This window comes from Mesorhizobium sp. M1D.F.Ca.ET.043.01.1.1, from assembly GCF_003952385.1.
Taxonomy (GTDB): domain Bacteria; phylum Pseudomonadota; class Alphaproteobacteria; order Rhizobiales; family Rhizobiaceae; genus Mesorhizobium.
Genome location: NZ_CP034444.1, coordinates 1787984 through 1805970, shown reverse-complemented (window position 1 = coordinate 1805970; position 17987 = coordinate 1787984). Strand labels below are relative to the sequence as shown.

General features: G+C 61.4%; 20 protein-coding genes and 2 pseudogenes. 8 read left to right on the top strand and 14 right to left on the bottom strand.

Going from position 1 to position 17987, the window contains the following annotated elements; all coding sequences use genetic code 11:
• Positions 1-47: 47 nt before the first annotated feature.
• Positions 48-938 carry a MurR/RpiR family transcriptional regulator gene (locus tag EJ067_RS09030; protein ID WP_126085620.1) on the top strand — a complete coding sequence of 297 codons (891 nt, stop codon included), beginning with the start codon at positions 48-50 and terminating at the stop codon, positions 936-938.
• The gene (locus tag EJ067_RS09025; protein ID WP_126085619.1) at positions 935-2257 is read left to right on the top strand and encodes an aspartate aminotransferase family protein; all 1323 of its coding nucleotides are present in this window, start codon (positions 935-937) and stop codon (positions 2255-2257) included. Before EJ067_RS09030 ends, EJ067_RS09025 begins: the two co-directional genes overlap by 4 nt.
• 769 nt (positions 2258-3026) lie before the next feature.
• Here the strand turns inward: EJ067_RS09025 and EJ067_RS35200 are convergent.
• Positions 3027-3119, bottom strand: a pseudogene (locus EJ067_RS35200) (SAM-dependent methyltransferase); the annotation flags it as partial.
• A 258-nt stretch (positions 3120-3377) separates the two neighbouring features.
• Entirely contained in the window at positions 3378-4148 is a 771-nt protein-coding gene (xth, locus tag EJ067_RS09010; RefSeq protein ID WP_245468226.1) for an exodeoxyribonuclease III, read from the bottom strand.
• 117 nt (positions 4149-4265) lie between these two features.
• On the opposite strand from xth, the gene EJ067_RS34510 reads away from it, so the two are divergent.
• A complete protein-coding gene (locus EJ067_RS34510; RefSeq protein ID WP_189510512.1) occupies positions 4266-4442 on the top strand; it encodes a hypothetical protein in 177 nt (58 codons plus the stop codon).
• A gap of 108 nt (positions 4443-4550) precedes the next feature.
• Positions 4551-5192: a hypothetical protein gene (locus tag EJ067_RS09005; protein WP_126089561.1), complete on the top strand. Its 642-nt coding sequence runs from the start codon at positions 4551-4553 to the stop codon at positions 5190-5192.
• Between the two features lie 15 nt (positions 5193-5207).
• Here EJ067_RS09005 and EJ067_RS09000 read toward each other — a convergent pair whose 3' ends face one another.
• The 3 genes from EJ067_RS09000 to EJ067_RS08985 form a co-directional block, all read right to left on the bottom strand.
• The gene (locus EJ067_RS09000) at positions 5208-6725 is read right to left on the bottom strand and encodes a PAS domain S-box protein (RefSeq protein WP_126085617.1); all 1518 of its coding nucleotides are present in this window, start codon (positions 6723-6725) and stop codon (positions 5208-5210) included.
• A gap of 102 nt (positions 6726-6827) precedes the next feature.
• Positions 6828-7010 carry a DUF3008 family protein gene (locus EJ067_RS08995; RefSeq protein WP_126085616.1) on the bottom strand — a complete coding sequence of 61 codons (183 nt, stop codon included), beginning with the start codon at positions 7008-7010 and terminating at the stop codon, positions 6828-6830.
• A 1023-nt stretch (positions 7011-8033) separates the two neighbouring features.
• Positions 8034-8858, bottom strand: a complete 825-nt coding sequence (locus tag EJ067_RS08985; RefSeq protein WP_126085615.1) for a Ku protein — start codon at positions 8856-8858, stop codon at positions 8034-8036.
• 528 nt (positions 8859-9386) lie between these two features.
• On the opposite strand from EJ067_RS08985, the pseudogene EJ067_RS35195 reads away from it, so the two are divergent.
• Positions 9387-9908 (top strand): annotated as a pseudogene (locus EJ067_RS35195) (hypothetical protein); the annotation flags it as partial.
• Positions 9909-9920: 12 nt separating this feature from the next.
• On the opposite strand, the gene EJ067_RS08975 reads toward EJ067_RS35195, so the two are convergent.
• Positions 9921-10196 carry a hypothetical protein gene (locus EJ067_RS08975; protein WP_126085614.1) on the bottom strand — a complete coding sequence of 92 codons (276 nt, stop codon included), beginning with the start codon at positions 10194-10196 and terminating at the stop codon, positions 9921-9923.
• A 254-nt stretch (positions 10197-10450) separates the two neighbouring features.
• Positions 10451-10765 carry a hypothetical protein gene (locus EJ067_RS08970; RefSeq protein ID WP_126085613.1) on the bottom strand — a complete coding sequence of 105 codons (315 nt, stop codon included), beginning with the start codon at positions 10763-10765 and terminating at the stop codon, positions 10451-10453.
• Positions 10766-10899: 134 nt separating this feature from the next.
• Between EJ067_RS08970 and EJ067_RS08965 the strand changes: the two genes are divergently transcribed.
• Together EJ067_RS08965 and EJ067_RS08960 are read left to right on the top strand one after the other, a co-directional pair.
• The gene (locus tag EJ067_RS08965; RefSeq protein ID WP_126085612.1) at positions 10900-11280 is read left to right on the top strand and encodes a DUF2934 domain-containing protein; all 381 of its coding nucleotides are present in this window, start codon (positions 10900-10902) and stop codon (positions 11278-11280) included.
• 70 nt (positions 11281-11350) lie between these two features.
• Positions 11351-11872 (top strand): ferritin-like domain-containing protein, encoded by a 522-nt coding sequence (locus EJ067_RS08960; protein WP_126085611.1) that lies wholly within the window; start codon positions 11351-11353, stop codon positions 11870-11872.
• A 96-nt stretch (positions 11873-11968) separates the two neighbouring features.
• Here EJ067_RS08960 and EJ067_RS08955 read toward each other — a convergent pair whose 3' ends face one another.
• The 7 genes from EJ067_RS08955 to EJ067_RS08930 all read right to left on the bottom strand — a co-directional run bounded on the left by EJ067_RS08955 (position 11969) and on the right by EJ067_RS08930 (position 15548).
• Positions 11969-12514 (bottom strand): inorganic diphosphatase, encoded by a 546-nt coding sequence (locus EJ067_RS08955; protein WP_126085610.1) that lies wholly within the window; start codon positions 12512-12514, stop codon positions 11969-11971.
• Positions 12515-12542: 28 nt separating this feature from the next.
• Positions 12543-12815, bottom strand: a complete 273-nt coding sequence (locus EJ067_RS08950; protein WP_348639522.1) for a hypothetical protein — start codon at positions 12813-12815, stop codon at positions 12543-12545.
• A gap of 125 nt (positions 12816-12940) precedes the next feature.
• Positions 12941-13837 carry a DUF3618 domain-containing protein gene (locus tag EJ067_RS08945; RefSeq protein WP_126085609.1) on the bottom strand — a complete coding sequence of 299 codons (897 nt, stop codon included), beginning with the start codon at positions 13835-13837 and terminating at the stop codon, positions 12941-12943.
• Positions 13834-14226 carry a phage holin family protein gene (locus tag EJ067_RS08940; RefSeq protein WP_126085608.1) on the bottom strand — a complete coding sequence of 131 codons (393 nt, stop codon included), beginning with the start codon at positions 14224-14226 and terminating at the stop codon, positions 13834-13836. Before EJ067_RS08940 ends, EJ067_RS08945 begins: the two co-directional genes overlap by 4 nt.
• Entirely contained in the window at positions 14223-14831 is a 609-nt protein-coding gene (locus EJ067_RS08935) for a hypothetical protein (protein WP_126085607.1), read from the bottom strand. Before EJ067_RS08935 ends, EJ067_RS08940 begins: the two co-directional genes overlap by 4 nt.
• A gap of 230 nt (positions 14832-15061) precedes the next feature.
• Positions 15062-15184, bottom strand: a complete 123-nt coding sequence (locus EJ067_RS35645; protein WP_281058979.1) for a hypothetical protein — start codon at positions 15182-15184, stop codon at positions 15062-15064.
• Between the two features lie 70 nt (positions 15185-15254).
• Positions 15255-15548 carry a hypothetical protein gene (locus EJ067_RS08930; RefSeq protein ID WP_126085606.1) on the bottom strand — a complete coding sequence of 98 codons (294 nt, stop codon included), beginning with the start codon at positions 15546-15548 and terminating at the stop codon, positions 15255-15257.
• A 660-nt stretch (positions 15549-16208) separates the two neighbouring features.
• On the opposite strand from EJ067_RS08930, the gene EJ067_RS08920 reads away from it, so the two are divergent.
• Entirely contained in the window at positions 16209-17921 is a 1713-nt protein-coding gene (locus tag EJ067_RS08920; protein ID WP_126085605.1) for an adenylate/guanylate cyclase domain-containing protein, read from the top strand.
• Positions 17922-17987: the final 66 nt, after the last annotated feature.

Sequence of the window (17987 nt, the reverse complement as noted above, 5' to 3'; positions counted from 1 at the left end):
GTGCAACATATATTGCACGATCCCGCATTCGCGTCTATGGTCGTGGCATGACCCGCGCGCCACTTACCGACGCCATTGTCGAGGCCTTCGACAGCCTGCCCTCGCAGTTGCAGGACGCCGCCCGCTATCTCTTGGAAAATCCCGAGGACGTCGCTCTGCTGTCCATGCGCGAGCAGGCGCGCCGCGCTGGCCTACAGCCCTGGACGATGGTGCGCCTGGCCAAGCGGCTGGGTTTCGACGGCTACGAGCCGCTGCGCTCGCTCTACGCCAATGCCATGCGACAGGGCGAGCTCGGCTTTGCCGGCAAGGCCGGCGTGCAACTGGCGCGGCAAAGCGAGGTCGGCGATCGGGCCTTGGCCGGCGAAATGGTGAGGTCGCTCTCGGAGCAGATCGCATGGCTTGGCGAACCCGAACAGCTCGACACGCTTGCTGCGGCGGCCGAGCGGCTCTACGCAGCATGCCGGATATTCTGCCTAGGGCTGCGCTCCAGCCATCCGGTCGTCGCGCATTTTTCCTATGTCATGTCCTTCCTCGGCGAGAAGGCGGTAATGCTGGACGGCGCATCGGGAGCCGGCACCGACGCCATTCGCCTTGCGACTTCGGAAGACGTCCTGTTCGTGGTCAGCGTCGCTCCCTACACCAGGCTGACCGTCGATCTTGCCCGTCGCGCCGCTGCGGGCGGCGTGCCGGTGATCGCGCTGACCGACAGCGCCGTGTCGCCGCTCGTTGGCCTCGCCGCGCTGTCGGTGCTGGTGCCGACGGAAAGCCCGTCCTTCTTCCATGCCATGGCGCCGGCCTTCGTCGTCGGTGAGATCCTGGCGGCGCTGATCGCCGGCAAGGGCGGGGACAAGGCGCTCGCCGCCATCCGCCGCACCGAGGACCAGCTCTCGCAACTCGACATCCACATCTTGCCGCCGCGCGGCCGGAGGAAATCATGACCCATATCCTGCATCGCCAGATCAACGCCACGCTCCCCGTCGCGAGTGGCGGCAAGGGCATCGAGCTCTTCGACAGCAACGGGCGCGCCTATATCGACGCGTCTGGTGGCGCTGCTGTTTCCTGTCTCGGCCACGGCCATCCCGATGTCATCGCCGCCATGCATCGGCAGGCCGACACGCTGGCCTATGCCCACACCAGCTTCTTCACCAGCGACGTTGCCGAAGCACTCGCCGACCGGCTGGTCGCCGACGCGCCGGCCGGCATCAGCCATGCCTATTTCGTCTCCGGTGGCTCGGAGGCGGTCGAGGCGGCGCTCAAGATGGCGCGGCAATATTTTGTCGAGATCGGCCAGCCGCAGCGCCGCAACATCATCGCACGCAAGCAGAGCTATCATGGCAACACGCTCGGCGCTCTCGCGACCGGCGGCAATGAATGGCGGCGCGCCCAGTTCCGGCCGCTGCTCATCGAAACCCATCACATCGACCCATGCTTCGCCTATCGTTTCCAGGAAGCCGGGGAGACGGATGAAGACTATGCCGCGCGCGCGGCGCAGGCGCTGGAAGACAAGATCATCGCGCTCGGACCGGAGACGGTCATGGCCTTCGTTGCCGAAACGGTGGTGGGCGCGACGGCCGGCGCGGTGCCGCCGGTGGCAGACTATTTGCGCCGCGTCCGCAAGATTTGCGATCGCCATGGCGTGCTCCTGATCCTCGACGAAGTGATGTGCGGCATGGGCCGCACCGGCACGTTGCACGCCTGCGAGCAGGATGGCGTCGCTCCCGACCTGATGACAGTCGCCAAGGGGCTGGGCGGCGGCTATCAGCCGATCGGTGCAGTGCTGCTCAGCCGAAAGATCTTCGACGCCTTCGCGAATGGTTCGGGCCTCTTCCAGCATGGCCACACCTATATCTGCCATCCGATGGCCTGCGCCGCGGCACTCGCCGTTCAGGACGTCATCGCCCGCGACAGGCTGCTCGACAATGTGAAGGCGATGGGCGCGCATCTGGCGCGCAGGCTCGGCGAGCGCTTCGGCAACCATCCCCATATCGGCGATATTCGCGGGCGCGGCCTGTTCATGGGCGTCGAGCTTGTCGAGGACCCTTCGACCAAGCAGCCTTTCGATCCGAAGCGCAAGCTGCATGCGCGCATCAAGAAGGCGGCCATGGCAAACGGTCTTCTCGTCTACCCGATGGGCGGCACGATCGATGGCGCCAACGGCGACCATGTGCTCCTGGCGCCGCCCTTCATCTGCGACGTTGCCGCCATCGACGCGATCGTCGAGCGTCTCGGCGAAGCCGTCGATCAAGCTTTGCCCTGATCGCTAAACTAGGCTGAAATCTCTCGTGCCAGCTCGCCTTAGGCACATTGGTTATGAGGTATTCTGCGGACTCGAGCGATGTTTGGAGGGGGGTTGGCCTCACAGCTCAGCTCCATCGAACCATTTTGCAATTAGTTCGCACACCGCAGCAAGTTTCTATTTTGGTAGCGGCAGCGGAGATGCGAATGACCGCTATCTTAGGTATTCCTCCGGAAGCAGACTGTCATCTCACGGCCCCGTTCCAGCCATTGCTATTGATCACCGGAACTGACGGAATGGGCAGGCCTATTGATGTCAAAAACGCACAATGCCCTCTCAACGTTCGCCCTTTGTGCTTCGAACGTCGCATAAATAGCAAGTGTGGGAACCGGTTGAAGTTCAACAACGAGGGGGGATGCACCGTAGCGGATGGTCGTTGCGCTGCTGCTCATCCAAAGCGAATTTGCATGAGAAGGGCAAATCATTTTTCCTGACCCGAAGGGGCAACGCTTCATGCCAGAACTACACGCAGGTATCACCGCCATCGGGCAATGATCTCGACAGGGGCTATCCGGTCGGCGGAAATACCTTCGCTCATGGTTCGGACCATCTCGGACCGCCGCGCTCCCATGAGTGTCTGGACGCCCACTACTGCCCGCCCGCTGGCCGCTTGGGCGCGCTGCCAGAGCGGTTGGTGCCATGCCGGAATGCATCTGCCGGCTTTCAACCCTGGAAAACGGTCGGTCCGTTCCCGACCTATATCGGCTTCCCCGGGCCAAAGGCGAGCCCGTTTCTTCGCGAACGCCGACACCATCAGCGGATACTCCTCATCGTTGCTGAGATCGCGCCATAGCCCATTGCCTCGCACAGAGCCGCCGATATGTCCGGCAGGGCTAGAACAGGTCATGGTCGAAGGCGGCTTTGCGGAGGAGGACGTGCAGGTCTTCGGCTGGGGCAACAAAGCGTGGGCCAAGCCATGCGATCGACCGGCGCGGCCGAGCGAGCCTGGAACTCGTCGCCGCCCGCCGCTATTTCGATCGGCTGATGGATAATTCCAGGTGGTGCGATATCCGGCAGGCAATTTCCCTGGTCGATTTGACGAGTTTCATATCTGGTGGCGGTGCCAGGACAGGCGGCCGTATCAGCCTATGTCGATCCAGGCGGGTGCGTGGTCACTCGGCCTTTCCCAGCCACGTGTCTCGACATCGACGCCAGCATTTCGAATGGTCTCCGCCAGTGATAGGCTTACAAGCAAATGATCCATCCGCAAGCCGGAGCTTCGATCGTAGCCGCCGCGATAGGAGAAGTTCCAATAGGTATAGATGCCCTTGCCCGGGTGGATCCGTCGCATCGCATCCACCCAGCCCAGGCTCAGCATGCGAGCGTAGACGTTCCTGCTTTCCGGAAAGAAGACGGCGTCGCCCAGCCAGCGCGCCGGCACTACGGCGTCGATCTCGGTTGGGACGACGTTAAAGTCACCACAGAGCACGGTGCGATCACCCAGCAGCGATTTGCTATAGGTGACGAGACGTTCGAACCAGCGGAGCTTGTAATCGAACTTGGGGCCTGGCGCGGGATTGCCGTTGGGCAGGTAAATGCAGCCGACGACTAGGTCATCGATCTCCGCTTCGAGATAGCGGCTGTGCGTGTCGTCCGGATCGCCAGGCAAGCCGCGGCGGCGCTCGAGCGGATCCCTCCCGCGCGCCAGTATCGCCACGCCGTTGTAGGATTTCTGGCCATGCCATATAGCGCCGTATCCGGCGTCCCGGATCGCCTCAATCGGAAATTTGTCGTCAGAGGTTTTCAATTCCTGCAGGCAAATCACGTCGTAGCTGGTCTGGCCAAGCCACTTCAGGAGCACCGGCAGGCGGCCGTTGACACCATTGACGTTGAATGTCGCGATCCGGGTCACATTTCTCTCCCTGAGTGGCTTCATGAACCAACGCAAGGCGCTGGCGCCGGGTTCAACTTCCTGGAACTGTTGTCGCGCCTGCCGGTTGAGTTCGGTGGCCCATCAAGGGAGGTTTGCATGCCCGGCAATGAGAGATTGAGATACAGAGACAAACAGGAGCGCAAGCCGCGCAAAGACAAAGCTCAGGAAAGGCGGGAGGCGGCGGCCAAAACCCCCGGCAAGACAAACGATTGGGACCGTGACGCGGTGCATGGCGACGGCGATGCCGTCGGCATCGAATCCGACTCCAAATAGCTCGCTTTCACCAAAGGTGCTTCGACTAGGCGGAATATTCTGGGGCCACCGGCCAGGCTTCAGGCCGCCGTATTGAAACGCACTGGATCGGAGACCGATCTAAAGGTCATGCCCATCCGCCGGAAAAATCCCCCAACTGGCAAGCTGATTGCCGAGTGGCCGCTGTCCCCCGCGGCAACGCTTGGATCGTCGATAAGGGCGAGGGGTATTTTCCTCGAGATCCGCGCTCGCTTTTCTGCGGCTCAGAGGAAGCTGCTCCACATTGAATCACGCGTTCTGACCCTGCGCCTGCCAGATGGCTCCGATGCCGATATGCAGGCGGCCGCAGCGATCGTGTCCGAGGCCATGCGCGACATCGAAGACTTGCCGGTGATCCCGCGCGAGGTCGAGGACATCCTGACGATCAAGCAGGGTGAGAGGCGCCGCTGGCTGAAGGACGGTCGTTTGCAGAGCGCCGGAACGCGAACGGTCAAACTTCGCGGCCGCGCCAGGAAGATCACCTTTCACGTCTTCGATCCGCGCTACATCGAAGATGTGCTGGACCGCGACCTGGTCACCATTTGGCGCGAAGAGGACGCAGCGACGGCCGCAGAGAACCGGCGGCGTGCCGCCACAAAGGCGGCCCTAAAGCGCGCGCGGAAGAGGGGTCTTGACGCTCCCAATTCAGCCAGGAATGGCCGCCCAGACGAAAGCTCCAAGGCCAAACTGTGCGGTTGGGAAGATTTTGAGAGCGATGGGCTGCTGCGCTGACAAGCCGCTCGGGCGTCAGGCCGAGAATCTTTCAATATCGATCGTGAGTTCAACAACAACCCCGGCGGGATCCCAATCTCGCACGACTCCGCCAAGCTCACTCGCTGCGGCGCGGATCAAGCGGCTCCCGAAACCTTCGTCTTCGGTTGCGACAGGAGATGGTCCTCCTACCTCTCTCCACTGGACAGCTACCTTACCGTCCCTATTGGAGCAGGCGATCTCTATTGAGCCGGCGGCCGCCGAGAGGCTGCCATGCTTGGCAGCGTTGGTGGCGAATTCGTGTAGCAGGAGAGAAAGCGGCGTGATCATCGCTGGAGGCAGGGGCATATCGATGCCACTGATCGCGAAGCGGGGATGCTCGTCAGTTCCCTGGCGGTATGGCTCGAGGATTGCGGCGATCAATGCATGTAGGCTCGTCGCGACCTGAACAGACGGGCCAGTCGCGCGGAGCATCGTCATCGCATGCGCCCGCGCGAGGGCGCCGAGGCGGTCAGAAACGGTGGAGGCGAGCGCGCCCGGCGTATCAGCGGCTGGCGCGCTCAAATTGACGATGGTTTTTGCGATGGCAAAGAGATTCTTCACGCGGTGATCCATCTCGCGAAGCAGCAGCTCCCGTTGCTCTTGCGCGCGTAGCCGCTCGGAAATGTCACGGGCGATCTTGGAGACACCGACAATTGCGCCAGACGCGTCCGCGATTGGGGAAACGGTCAAAGAGATGGGAACGGTTCTGCCATCCTTGCGCAGGCGAACGGTCTCGAAATGCTCGACATGCTCTCCATTGCGAATGCGCGCCAGGATCTCCCGATCCTCGTTCTGGCGATCGGGTGGTATCAGCAACATGAGCGGACGTCCGATAATTTCCTCGCGGCCGTAGCCGTAGAGACGCTCGGCGCCACGGTTCCAGTCCGTGACGATGCCATCCATATCGGTCGCGATGATTGCATCATCCGAGGATTCCACGAGCGCGCTCAGTCGCGTCGCGATGGTTTCCGCCCGCTCCCGTTCGATCGCAAACCCGAGCTGACGGGCAATGGTCAACGCAAGTTCGCGTTCACGATCGGCGAAGCGATGGGATGCTGGATAGTAGACCATGAACTTGCCGATGAGCTCGCGGGAGCCGGCAAGCGGGATAAAGGCCAGCGCTTCGATCCCCTCGCCAAGGACCGTATCGATGAGTTGCCGAGATTCACCGCTGAGACGAATATCCTCGACAAAGATGGGCTTGGCGTCGCGCTCACTGCTGGTCCACGGTGTGTGGCCGCTGACAGCCTTGCGATATTCTTCAGAGAGTGAGCGCCACGCGACGAAGCTCATGACGCCGTGTTTGTCAAATCTCAGGATCGAGGCGCGAGAGGAGCCGAGGGCGTCGCATATGGCGTCCAGCGCTGCATCGTAGATCTCGCCAAGGCCGTTGGCGCGGTAAAGTCGGTCGGTGAGGCGAAAGAGGACGGCTTGCTCGCGGACAATATCGCCGTCGGCTGGCTCACGCTGGCCTCGCCCCATGGCCGCACCACTCATGGCCCCGTGCTGCATGGCTCTATCCCGCGGACGGCTTTATTGATGTTCGACCAAGTCCTCGACCAAACCACCCAACGTAGCACCGCGTCCACGGCCCCTTTGAATGTCATTCGCGGCTCAAGACTTTTTCTGTGGTTTTCCCTTTCGCTTTGTCGAAGCCATCTTATCGAGTTCTTTTTCGCTCATGGACTTCTCCATGCTCTTGGAAGCGCCCTTAAGTTCGCTTTTCTTTTTTTCTCCGCGCTTCGCTGCAAGGGCTGCGCCGGCGGCCATCTGCTGGGCCTTGGATTTAGCAGGCATCTGCTCGTTCCTTTTTCTCTCTGTCTCACCCTTTGAGAACTCCGGATAACGTAGGTTCTGGGGTGGCGGTTCCCATCTGCCGGTCTTGGAACGGGGAGCCCCTGACCTGCTCCCCTGGAAAGTCCTCGCTTTGAGGTTAGCCTGTTCTCTGGAAGAGAATGGGGGCAGGACTAGCTGCCCCCATTGCCCTTTGGTGCACCCCCCACGCTCCAAGTCCGCCATTTTCTTGACCAGGCTAGCAGATCGCGTTTGGTGCCGTGCGGAAGAGAGACGACTCGTTGCGCGAGTTCCATGCTGGTCGCGTGCGGCCCCACAGATGCGGGGCAAAGCTAGACAGCAAATCCATCGGCAACGAAACAGCTTGCCTTTGGCGGTTTCGTCAGACGGTCGGATGGCCGCATCGAGAGCGGATTCCATAAGCCCGTTCAATGGGGAAGCGCCTCAACCAAATCCATTTTGTTTCATAGGTATCCATATCCTTAGGCACGTCCCCTCCCTCCCACTGAGAGAAAATTAACGCGCCCTGGCTGCAACCGTTGAAAGTCGAGGCTGAACTGGCGATCGCGAGGGCTATGCGCGCGCGGGAAGGGCACTCTAAAGAGTGAGGCAGCTCCCCGCCTTATGGATGCGTAACTGACACATTAGCAAAGGCGTATATTTACCGTAAGCCGGCGCCGCGCTCGCCCCCGACAGCAGCGCCGGTTAGGCCCGGCGTTTGCTGGCCTACCCCGTCAGCCTGCCGGGCCGCTATGGTGTTAAAAGGCGGCGGCCATGTCATTGTGGCGTTGCGGTGGTGTCTACGGACCTGCTGATCTGGATTTGCTCCAGCGAGTATTTGATCGGCTACGCAATGAGAGAAGACTTTCCAAGAAAGACCGGGAACAGCGGGATCAACTGGCGGAAGTCATCCAGGTTTTTGATGATGGCACCACCGACGAGGCTGACCTATTGCGAGGCCTCTCTAAGCGGCCATCCGATTTCTCAAATATGTAATCGTCGCGGCGATTGTTCCTGCTTCGGCAGTTACGCTGATTTGCGAGCGGCCTTTGCTTTGGGCAGTTGCTTGATGCCCTCCTTCTCCAGGCTCTTGCGAAGTATCGAAGCGAGATTGACGACGTTCTCTTTTGGCTTTGCCACGGGTTTTGGCGGCTTCTTGCCTTTGCGCTTGGCGTCGATCATGGCAATGAGGGCGTCTTCGTAGGTGTCCTCGAATTTCGACGGATCGAACTTCGTCACTTTCTTGTCGATCAGCAATTCGGCGATCTCCAGGAGGTCCTTGTCATATTTCGGACTCTTCAGATCACCGAATACGCTACCCTCCGAGACCATCTCGTTGTGGGTGCGCAGCTCGGTCAGCAGCATGCCTTTTCCGAATGGCTGGATTACAACCTCGCGGCCGCGCTGATAGAGGACGACGCACGATCTTGCCGCGACCCGCTGTTTTGCCATCGCATCGCGCAGCACGGTGAAGGCTTCCAACGCCGCGCCATCGGCCGGAATCACATAATAGGGCTTTTCGAGGTAGCGAGTATCGATGTCGTCGAGAGCGATGAAACCGCTTATCTCGAGCGTATGCTGTGAAGTCAGCTTCAGTTTTTTGATCTCGTCGGGCTCGATCTCGATGAAATCGCCTTTGTCCGCTTCGTAACCTTTGATCTGGTCTTCCGAGGGAACGACATCGCCGGTCTCTTCATCGACGTACGCGCTCTTTACGGGCAGACCATCCTCCCGGTTGAGAATCTTGAAATGGACCTTCCCGGCCTCGCTGGTCGCCCCGACGAGCTTGACGCCGCAAGAAACCGAACCGACCTTCAGGAAACCTTTCCAAACTGCGCGGGGGGCCGCCATCGCTATGTCCTGTCGCCATTCCGATCAACAGGAACATTTCCGGATCTGTGAAGTTCCCGGTGCGATAATCCGAATAGCCCGGCTTGTTTTATCCATGTTGACACAGGAGTTGCCTGAACCGGGCTATCCGGCAGGGCCTGGGGTTTCCCTTGGCCTACGTCTTCAAGCTCTAGCGAGAGCCGGTCTGGATCGATTATGCCCCTTTCGAAAAGGCACATCACCTTGATTGCTATCTCTTCGCGGTCGCCCCTGCGCACAATCCGATGCTTCGCGCAGTAGCATGGCGAAGCTTATGCTCGCCACGCAAAAATCTCACCTTTCCCGTGATGCCAGGTTTGACCCATTCGACGTCGGCGCCAGCGACAGCCGTCGGCACCAGCCGTGCTGGCTTGCCAGACTTGGCCTGCTGCACGCGTTGCCAGAGCCGCTCGCGCAGACTTGCCGGTAGCGTCACTGCGGCTGCGCCGGCGTAGCAGCCATCCCGTGCCATGATGCCGGCGGCCGGCTTGCCGGGCTCGCGCCGGCGGCGGGCTGGATGCAGGCTATGCCACGCCAGGCATTGCCAAGGGCCTGGAGGACAGGAACATCCGGGGTGTCATCGCCTATCGCAACCCGACCCCGCCAAAGCCCTGCAAGATGAGGAAGAGCGACTTCGTGTATGAACCGGATGCGGACGGGTATCGTTGTCCGCAGGGCCAGTTGCTCACCTACGCCACCACCGACCGCGGCGGTTATCGCCAATACAGAAGTGATCCAGCCATCTGCCGCGAATGTCCGCTGCTGGCGTCCTGCACCTCAAAGGCCGAGCGCACCATCACGCCCCACGTCGCTTGCCAATGCCTGATCGCAGCCGCCGCCCAGAACATCGGCGGCCACGAATGCCGCCGGGGGAACAACCGACAACAACAGCCTGGGCTATCGACACGGGTGCCGTCGCGGCGGCCGGGCAGAACGAAGCCGGCGCAACGGCGCAGGCAACACGCATCCTGGTGGCGAGTGCCGCCAAGGGTGAAATGTCGGCCGACGATAAGATATCATCGCAGGTGTTGACGACGCCAAGAACTAGGCAAAGGCGGCCTCGGAACGGCCAGGAAGGCGAGTGCCACTTTCGCGCTGGTCGGCGCCCTGTCGATGATCGTTGGCGCTTTCATCGCCAGCGTTGCCGCAGCGCTCGGCGGCAAGCAACGTGATGAAGACGAGCCACTGTTCGTTCGCGGCTGACGGCCACTCGCAATCTTGCCGCCCCGGAGCGGTTTGGAGGTGCCCATTCGACATCAGACTGACGGGAACCTTCGGCGCATCCCGGTCGTGAATCGTACGCGCAGTGAAAATGGCCATGATCGGAAACCAGCACAAATCGAAAAAGCCCAGCGGCGCCGATATCGGCAACGCCCTGGCGTCGGGACATCCAAGGGCACCTTCAAGTAAGGCGACAAACTGGATCAGGGCGAAAAAAGGTCGAAGGCGATGCCGAGAACCACCGATGCCGTCGGGATCAATCCAAGGCAAAAGGTGCGGACGAACAAGGAACCTGAGGCGACGGCGTTCGCACCTGTCCCGCCTGGCTCCGATTCGCCCTGCTTGCGTCCGCCTCAATCCTTCACATAGGCGCCGGGCTGACGCCCGCCTTTGGGCGCCTTGGCGTCCTTGGAATGTTCGGCGACCGACGGCCCGGCCCCGGAGCTTTTCTCCGTCGCCGGGCTGGGTGTGGCTCGACGCGGAGGGTTCTGGCCTTCGGACTGATGTGTCTCGTCCTCTACCTCGCCCTGCTTGCGAGTGAGCCCAAATCGATCGTGAGGCTTCTCGTTGTTGGCGGCGGCCTGCGAGAACTGGTCCGAAGGATCCGGGGCGGCGTTGGCCGGGTATTTCCTGGCGCCTGTCTCACGGCGGTTATCGCCCTTTCTCATGACTTCCTCCGGTTAATCGGTGGATCTGATGGATAACAAGATCATCGGAAGAACGTTCCCCAACGCAGGCCATCCTGCGTCCGCTCGCGTTCATGTCTGATGGAACAACGTGGCGCCACCCATTAGCGGTGTAAGTGCCGGGTCAGGCGCGAGGAGCGCAGCCATGGACAGGGGAAGAACGCATCAGACGCCGCCTCCACGAGATTTGGGAGCGGAAAGGGCGACCAGAAGGACGGCAAACAGAGCACTGGGATCAGGCGGTCCAGGAAATCGAATCTGAAGGCTCAAAGGCAAACCGACGCCTCTCCCGATCCCTTTGCGCGTTGTGCTTTCCGCCCTTCCTTCATTGGCTTGCTCGGTCATCACTTTCGCTACCAGCTCTGGTCAGGCGACGACAAGCGCCCGCCGAAGGAATGCACCCCGCGCTAACCTGGCGCGGGCTGGACTGGTCGAAAAGGGGTCACAAAATATTTCGGGGGGAACATCGGTCGCTCCTGTCGGTTTTGTTTGCTTAGGCACTGGAACGCCATCCATTGGGGCAGTCGCGGCTTTTTGGAACAGCAAACCCAACCGGAGGAGACGTTGATGGCAAAGAAAAGTTCATCTGGCGCGGCAAACGGCCTGGAAAGTCTGTTCGTGGATGGCCTGAAAGACATCTATTACGCTGAAAAGAAAATTCTGAAAACGCTGCCGAAGATGGCCAAGGCGGCGCAGTCGGAAGAGGTAAGCGCGGCATTCGAAAAGCATCGCACCGAGACGGAAGGTCAGGTCGACCGGCTCGAGCAAGTTTTCGAAATGCTGGGCCAGCCGGCGCGGGGCAAGACATGCCCGGCGATCGACGGCATCATCGAAGAGGGTTCGGAAATCCTCGAAGAATACAAGGATGAGCCGGCGCTCGACGCGGGTCTTGTGGCGGCCGCCCAGTCGGTCGAGCACTATGAGATAGCGCGCTACGGCACGCTGATCGCCTGGGCGGAGCAACTGGGGTTGAAAGACGCCCTCCCCCTGCTGCGCGAAACGCTGAAGGAAGAATCAGCCACCGACGAGGCACTTACCAAGCTCGGCGAAAGCGGTGCCAACGAGCGGGCCCTACAGGCGGCCGCGTAAGAGGTCGAAAACTCTCGGTTGCCAAAGGCCATGCCTTGCGATGCGGCCCCGGCCTCCCGGCCGAGGCCGCGATCATTTTTGACCAACGGACGGCAATCAGCGGGCTCTCCGCTTTTTCCTCGCGAAACTATTCATTCCCTTTCTCAGAAGAGCGGACGCTTCCGTGGCGTCGCGCCAGCCTTTCAGCCTGATCGTCTTGTCGGTGCCCAGCACCGATGACTTGAAGAACTGTTCGATCTCGCGGCGCAGTTCTTCGGGCACGCTCTCCTCCGTGGCCGGCTTGTCGGGCGAGTCCTGTTTATGCGGGCGAAAGACAAAACGATCGTTACGGAACTCTGACCCTTCGGAATCCTTTTGTTTGACGCGAAGCGCTCCAAGCAGGTCGCAATTGATGACGATGCCGGGCGCGGACGCCGCCTGATGGATAATTAATCCATCCAACGGGTCACCATCCTCTCCGATCGTCGACGGTACGAAGCCCCAATCGTAGGGATAGGTGTTTCCAACAGGCAGCGGGCGAGTGAATTCGAACACGCCGGTTTTGGGATCGTAGGAGAATTTCGCTGCAGCGCCGCGCGGCGTTTCGACGACGACCCTTATTTGGTCGCCATTCATCGTCGGCAGCTTCTCGTAGTCCGGCATTATCCGGGTTACCCTTGTGCCATCCTGCTCAATCGCCCCGATTTTTGTTGTGCTCGCTTTCTTGATTGGCGCGAAGGATGTTGCAGTCGCCTGGGTTGAAGAGGTCGGGCGTGTCGGTCTTCAGATCCGAACCCTTCCGCCGCGCCTCGGGCTCGGTAGGCGGTCGCTTCAGCTCCGCCTCGGCGTCGAATTCCTTGGGTGCGTTCTTCGTGTTCTCGCGCTCCTCGGTGATGCGCATCTGCTGATCATGGGTTCTGCGTGCGGCCATCGCTTTTTCCTGTACTTCTGTCGGTAACGGCAAGTGGACTCCATCATTCCCGGCCTGCGCGAGGACTGGATGTGGTACTGGCGTGATTAACGGGCGCAATTGCACGCGGCGAGCGAGCAACCGCTCGGCTCGAGCAGCCTGAGAGCCACGACACAGGACTACGGCTCACGCTCCTCGGCCTGCTCAGAACTGGAAAGCTTCCGGCGCACCGCCTCGTCGGTCTTGTCGGCGGCGGACCTGACGACGTCGCTGACCTTGTCGGCCAGCGTGCCTTTGGTCGAGGCCTGCCGCCCGGCTTCCTCGCTGGCTGTCTGATAGACTTCGGCTGCTACCTGCTTCGCCTGATCGACGCCCTCCTCGAGCGCGTCCTCGGCCTTGTCCAGAAGCTGTTCGCGATAGCCGCCGAGCCGCTCGTCCTCGACTTGCGTGTGAGGCAGCATCGCACCGATCGCTGCTCCGATCGCGAGGCCGACAGCAGCCAATGCAAGAGGCTGATCCTCCATCAACTGCTGCGCGGAACGGCCGGCCTGCGTCGCCATGTCAGCCGTGGCGGCCGCGGAGTTGGCCAGCGTCTGCGCTGTGCCGCTCGCGATGTCGGATACGGTGCCGGCTGCGCCGCTCGCCATGTCAGACATGGTATTGGCCGCGCTGCCGGCCATTCCAGAGAAAGTTCCGGCCGCACCGCCGGCCATCTCGCCAGCCGAGGCCGAGGTGTCCGAAGTCATGGCCATACCAGAGCCGGACGCGCCCTCGCGTTGGCCGGAACTGCGGCGCGTTGCATAGCCCGGAGCAGCGGCTGCGGCGGAAGCGCCGCTGCCCAGCATCAGCCATGCCAGCCCGGCACCGATCACGGTCAGCGGCAACGGGTTGTCGCGCACTTGGGCCTTGAGGTTGGCGAGCATCTCGGCGCCTGCACCACCGCTAAAAAGCCCGGCGAGCTCGTCAACCAGTTGGCCGGGCGTCATCTTGTCTCGAATGGATTCGGCCGTCGCCACTACCCTGGCGCGCGTGGCTTCGGCCTCTCGTTCGAGTTCGGCTGCGGATTTTTTGGTCATCTCGCTTGTCCCTTGATCACGTTCGCGTCGCGCTTCAACTGCTCCTGCGTTCGGTCCGGCGCCAGTTCCGAAGGCGCCATGCTTGCCATGCCGGTCCGTAACAGGACGACGCCCAGCACGGCCACAACCACCCCGACGAGCAAAGCCGACCATCCGGCGCCCAGCCCCAGACGCGCCAGGGCAATGACCAGTGCCTGCAACAGAACCATCAGGGCGGCGAGCAGGCATATCGCGCCGCCCAGCACCTGGACTGCACCGGCTTCAGCCTTGGTCACGCTCTCCGATATCTCCGCCCGCAGCAGCCTGGTTTCCGTCTGAATAAGCGTGCTCACCTGCTGAGCTAGATCGCTGACCAGCGTGCCGAGACTTGGATTGTCCTGAGTGTTCATCTTTCCAACTCCGCTGCCTGTCCGGGTACGCCGCCGTCGGCACCCCAATTGGGCGCCGCGTTGTCCTGGGACTCGCTTGTTCTCACACCGGTTTGTCCGGCCGGCCCGGCCGCGGCCTCAACCGATCCATACCCCATGGGCGGGGAAGCCTTCATGAACCGTCCGAGCGCCAGGCCGGCCAGCACCGAGCCGGCAATCAGCACGCCGGGATTCTGGCGGCCGAAGGACTGAACGTCCTCCAGCACCTGCCCCAACGGTTTTTGTCTCAATGAGGACGAAAGGCTTTCCAGTCCGCCGGCGGCATCCAGCATGAATTTCGAGGCCGCGCTTTGCTCCTTATTGGCCAGATGATCGCTTGCGGCGCGCAAGGCGCCGCCGAGCGCCGCCAGGCTCGATCCGATATCGCGCTGCGTTTCCTCGGCCCTTTCGGATAGGGCCTCCTGTGCTTCCGACGCGTAGTCGACTGCCCTTCGGGCAATCTCATCACCTGCGTCCTGGAACGCCTCGGTGGCGCTTTGGGTTTCTCTCTGGAGTCGGTCGGAAACTTCGTTCTTCGTCTTGGCGAAGTCGGCGGGCCTGCGGCCCTGATCATTCTCGCGCTGCATGTCATCCTCCTAGTGAAAGCCGAGGAACGAGAGCACCGCGAGCACGACGACGATGAGACCGATGAGATAGATGACATTGTTCATGGCACAGGCTCCTCCTTGCCTGTACCAACTTCGCGCCGGCTGCGATGTTCCCTTGGACGATAGCTTTTTTGTAAGTGGCTATTTACCTTTCGGCTGCGCTCTCAAAGCGGGAAGTGTAAGTGGCTATTTACTGTTGGGCTGCGCTCTCAAAGCGGGAAGCTTTTCATCCGGCAGAGCAGCCGCGGGTGCGCCAGATCGGAAATGTCGAACTGGCCCCAGTCCATGCGATAGAGGCCATCGCGGATGCGCGAGGCGAAGAAATCGAGCAATGCAGTACCGAGGGTTGAGGCGACAGCCTTTCCTCAGCTCGGCGATCAATCATCCACCTTGCGCAACCATCTACGGACCCGACGTCTTTCTCGTCGGCGATTTATAAGCCGTTACGAGCCTGAGGGTGTCCATGTTCACCGTCACGGGCACGCCCAGGTTCACGGTCACCCACTCGCCTTGGATATGCGTCACATCACCGACTAGTTCCATCTGCTGACCCTTCTTCACCTTTGACGTTCGGTCGACGAGGGAGTGCGGAAAGCCATAGGACGGGATTGACACGCTGACGCGATCCGCATTTACCCGTCGCCGCACGGTCGCAGTGAGGGCAACCTCATCGCCGATATTGATACCCCTGGCCATGCCATGACTCTGGCGCGGCCAATGGCTTCGTCAAGCATACGCTAACAGAACGATGGACAGGCTTTCCCTGGAACTCTCATTCCGGGACCCGCGCTGCACCCTGTCTTTTGGAGCTAGCGCCTCCAGAAGGATTCCTGTCTCACATCAATGAGGCGCATAATCGCCTTCAAGGAACAATCCGCGTTATGCGCGGTTCGGGGCGATTACAAATTGACGCAGGCAGGCAATGTCTGAATCGCGCGAATGGCTCATCCAATGGGTAAGGAAAGCAGAAACGATGCTCTCCGGCCAGTTAAGCCGGATCCAGAGCTACTCGAACTCAGCGAGCGAATTCGCACCCACTTTGAAGAGACCAGGAGCAGGCCAGGCGGCCTAAGGTCTGCCTGGACGGCCTTGACGAGGGCTCTTCCATGCTCAAGGACGCAGGCGGCAAGCTGACAGCGACGGCGCAGTCGCTCACTGGCGTATTTGCCGGCGCTGAGATCATGAAGCGGCGCGACGCGCCTTGAGTATGGCCAGCTACACGTTCGAGCACATGGAAATCGCTTCCTAGCGGCGCCGCAACCGGGCAGCACGTCTCCTGATTGCAGTATTCGGCTGACGCGGCCGTCAAGGGAAGCTAGTCTCGCGTCCGAAGCAACGGCAAGGGAAGCCCGAGCGATGGAGAGACGTCTGGCTGCCATTCTTGCCGCCGATATCGCCGGTTACAGCCGGTTGATGGGCGAGGACGAGGAGCGGACGGTTCGGGCCCTGCAGGAGCTGCAGGCGGCGATCTTCCCGGTCATCGGCGAGCACGGCGGACGCGTCATCAACACTGCGGGCGACAGCGTGCTGGTCGAGTTTGCAAGTGTGGTCGAAGCGGTCCGCTGCGCTGCAGCTGTCCAGCAGCTCATCGCGGACCGCAACGCCGAGGTACCTGCATCGCAACGGCTCCAGTTTCGCGTCGGCGTCAACCAGGGCGAAATCGTCGCCGATCGCGACGAGGTCTATGGCGAGGGGATCAACGTCGCTGCCCGGTTGGAGTCGCTGGCCGAACCGGGAGGCATCGCCATCTCGGGTCGAGTTTACGAGGATGTCGCGGGCAAGGTCGACATGACTTGGCAGGATGCGGGCGAACAGCCGCTGAAGAACATCGCCCGGCCCATTCGCGTCTGGCGGTGGTCCGTGGCGGGAGTGTCCGAACGACCCACGCTGCCGCTCCCCGACAGGCCGTCGATCGCCGTCCTGGCGTTCGACAATCTCAGCGGCCAAGCCGAGGATGCCATTTTCAGCGACGGCATCACCGAGGATATCATCACCGGACTCGCGCGCTTTCGGTCCCTCTTTGTCGTTGCCCGGAATTCGTCATTCTCGTTTCGCGGCAAGACTGTCAGCCTGAACGAAATCGGCAGGCAGCTCGGCGTGTCCTACCTTCTCGAGGGAAGCGTCCGGCGGGCAGGCGACCGCATTCGCATCACGGCACAGCTCATCGAGGCGGCGAGTGGCGCTCACGTGTGGGCGGACTGTTACGACCGCAACCTGACCGAGATATTCGAAGTTCAGGACGAGCTGACGACCACCATCGTGTCGACGCTTGTCGGACGGATCGAGGACGCAAAGCTCAGGCAATCGCTGCGCAAGCCGACGGTGAGCCTCGCGGCCTATGACTTCTTCTTGCGAGGCCTCGTCTACTTCAGGGGCTTCGCCGAAGGCGACAACCAGCAGGCCTGTGCCTTCTTCGAGAAGGCGCTTGAATGCGATCAGGATTATGCCTTGGCACATTCGTACCTGGCGTTTGCCCGCATCGCGCTGCAGGGTTACGGCGCGGCTCCGGCGGAGGTCAAGCAGGCGTCGAAGACCATGGCCCAACGTGGCGTCGATCTCGACCCGCAGGAGGCAGGCTGCCACCGGATGTTGGGACGCGTACTCGCGTACACGCGCGAACTCGACGACGCCGAATATCACAGAAGGCGGGCCGTAGAACTCAACCCGAACGACGCGGACGGCATAATCCTGATGGGTGACATGCTCGCGATGCGCGGGCATCCGGCCGAGGGTTTACAATGGATCGAGAGGGCAATGCGTCTCAATCCGTTTCACCCGCATTGGTACCACGCAACGCATGCCATAGCGCTTTATTCGCTGAAGCGCTTTGCGGAGGCAGCGCAGGCGATCAACCGGATGCCGAGCGAGGGCAGGTGGTCTTCCCGGCTCGCGGCCTGTTATGGGCAGCTCGGCCGTGTCGAGGAAGCCAGGGCGGAGGTCGCGGCTATCCTGAAAGCGAAACCGGACTATTCGATTCAAACGTTCATGAATCAGGTCGTCCTGCTGGAACGGCGCGAAGACCGGGAGCTTCTACGCGAGGGGCTGGTGAAAGCAGGGCTGCCGGCATAATGGACGTCTCCTAGAGGAGCCCCGAGTCCTCCGCTCATTGCCGGCCCCGCTCAACGCCAGCGACGG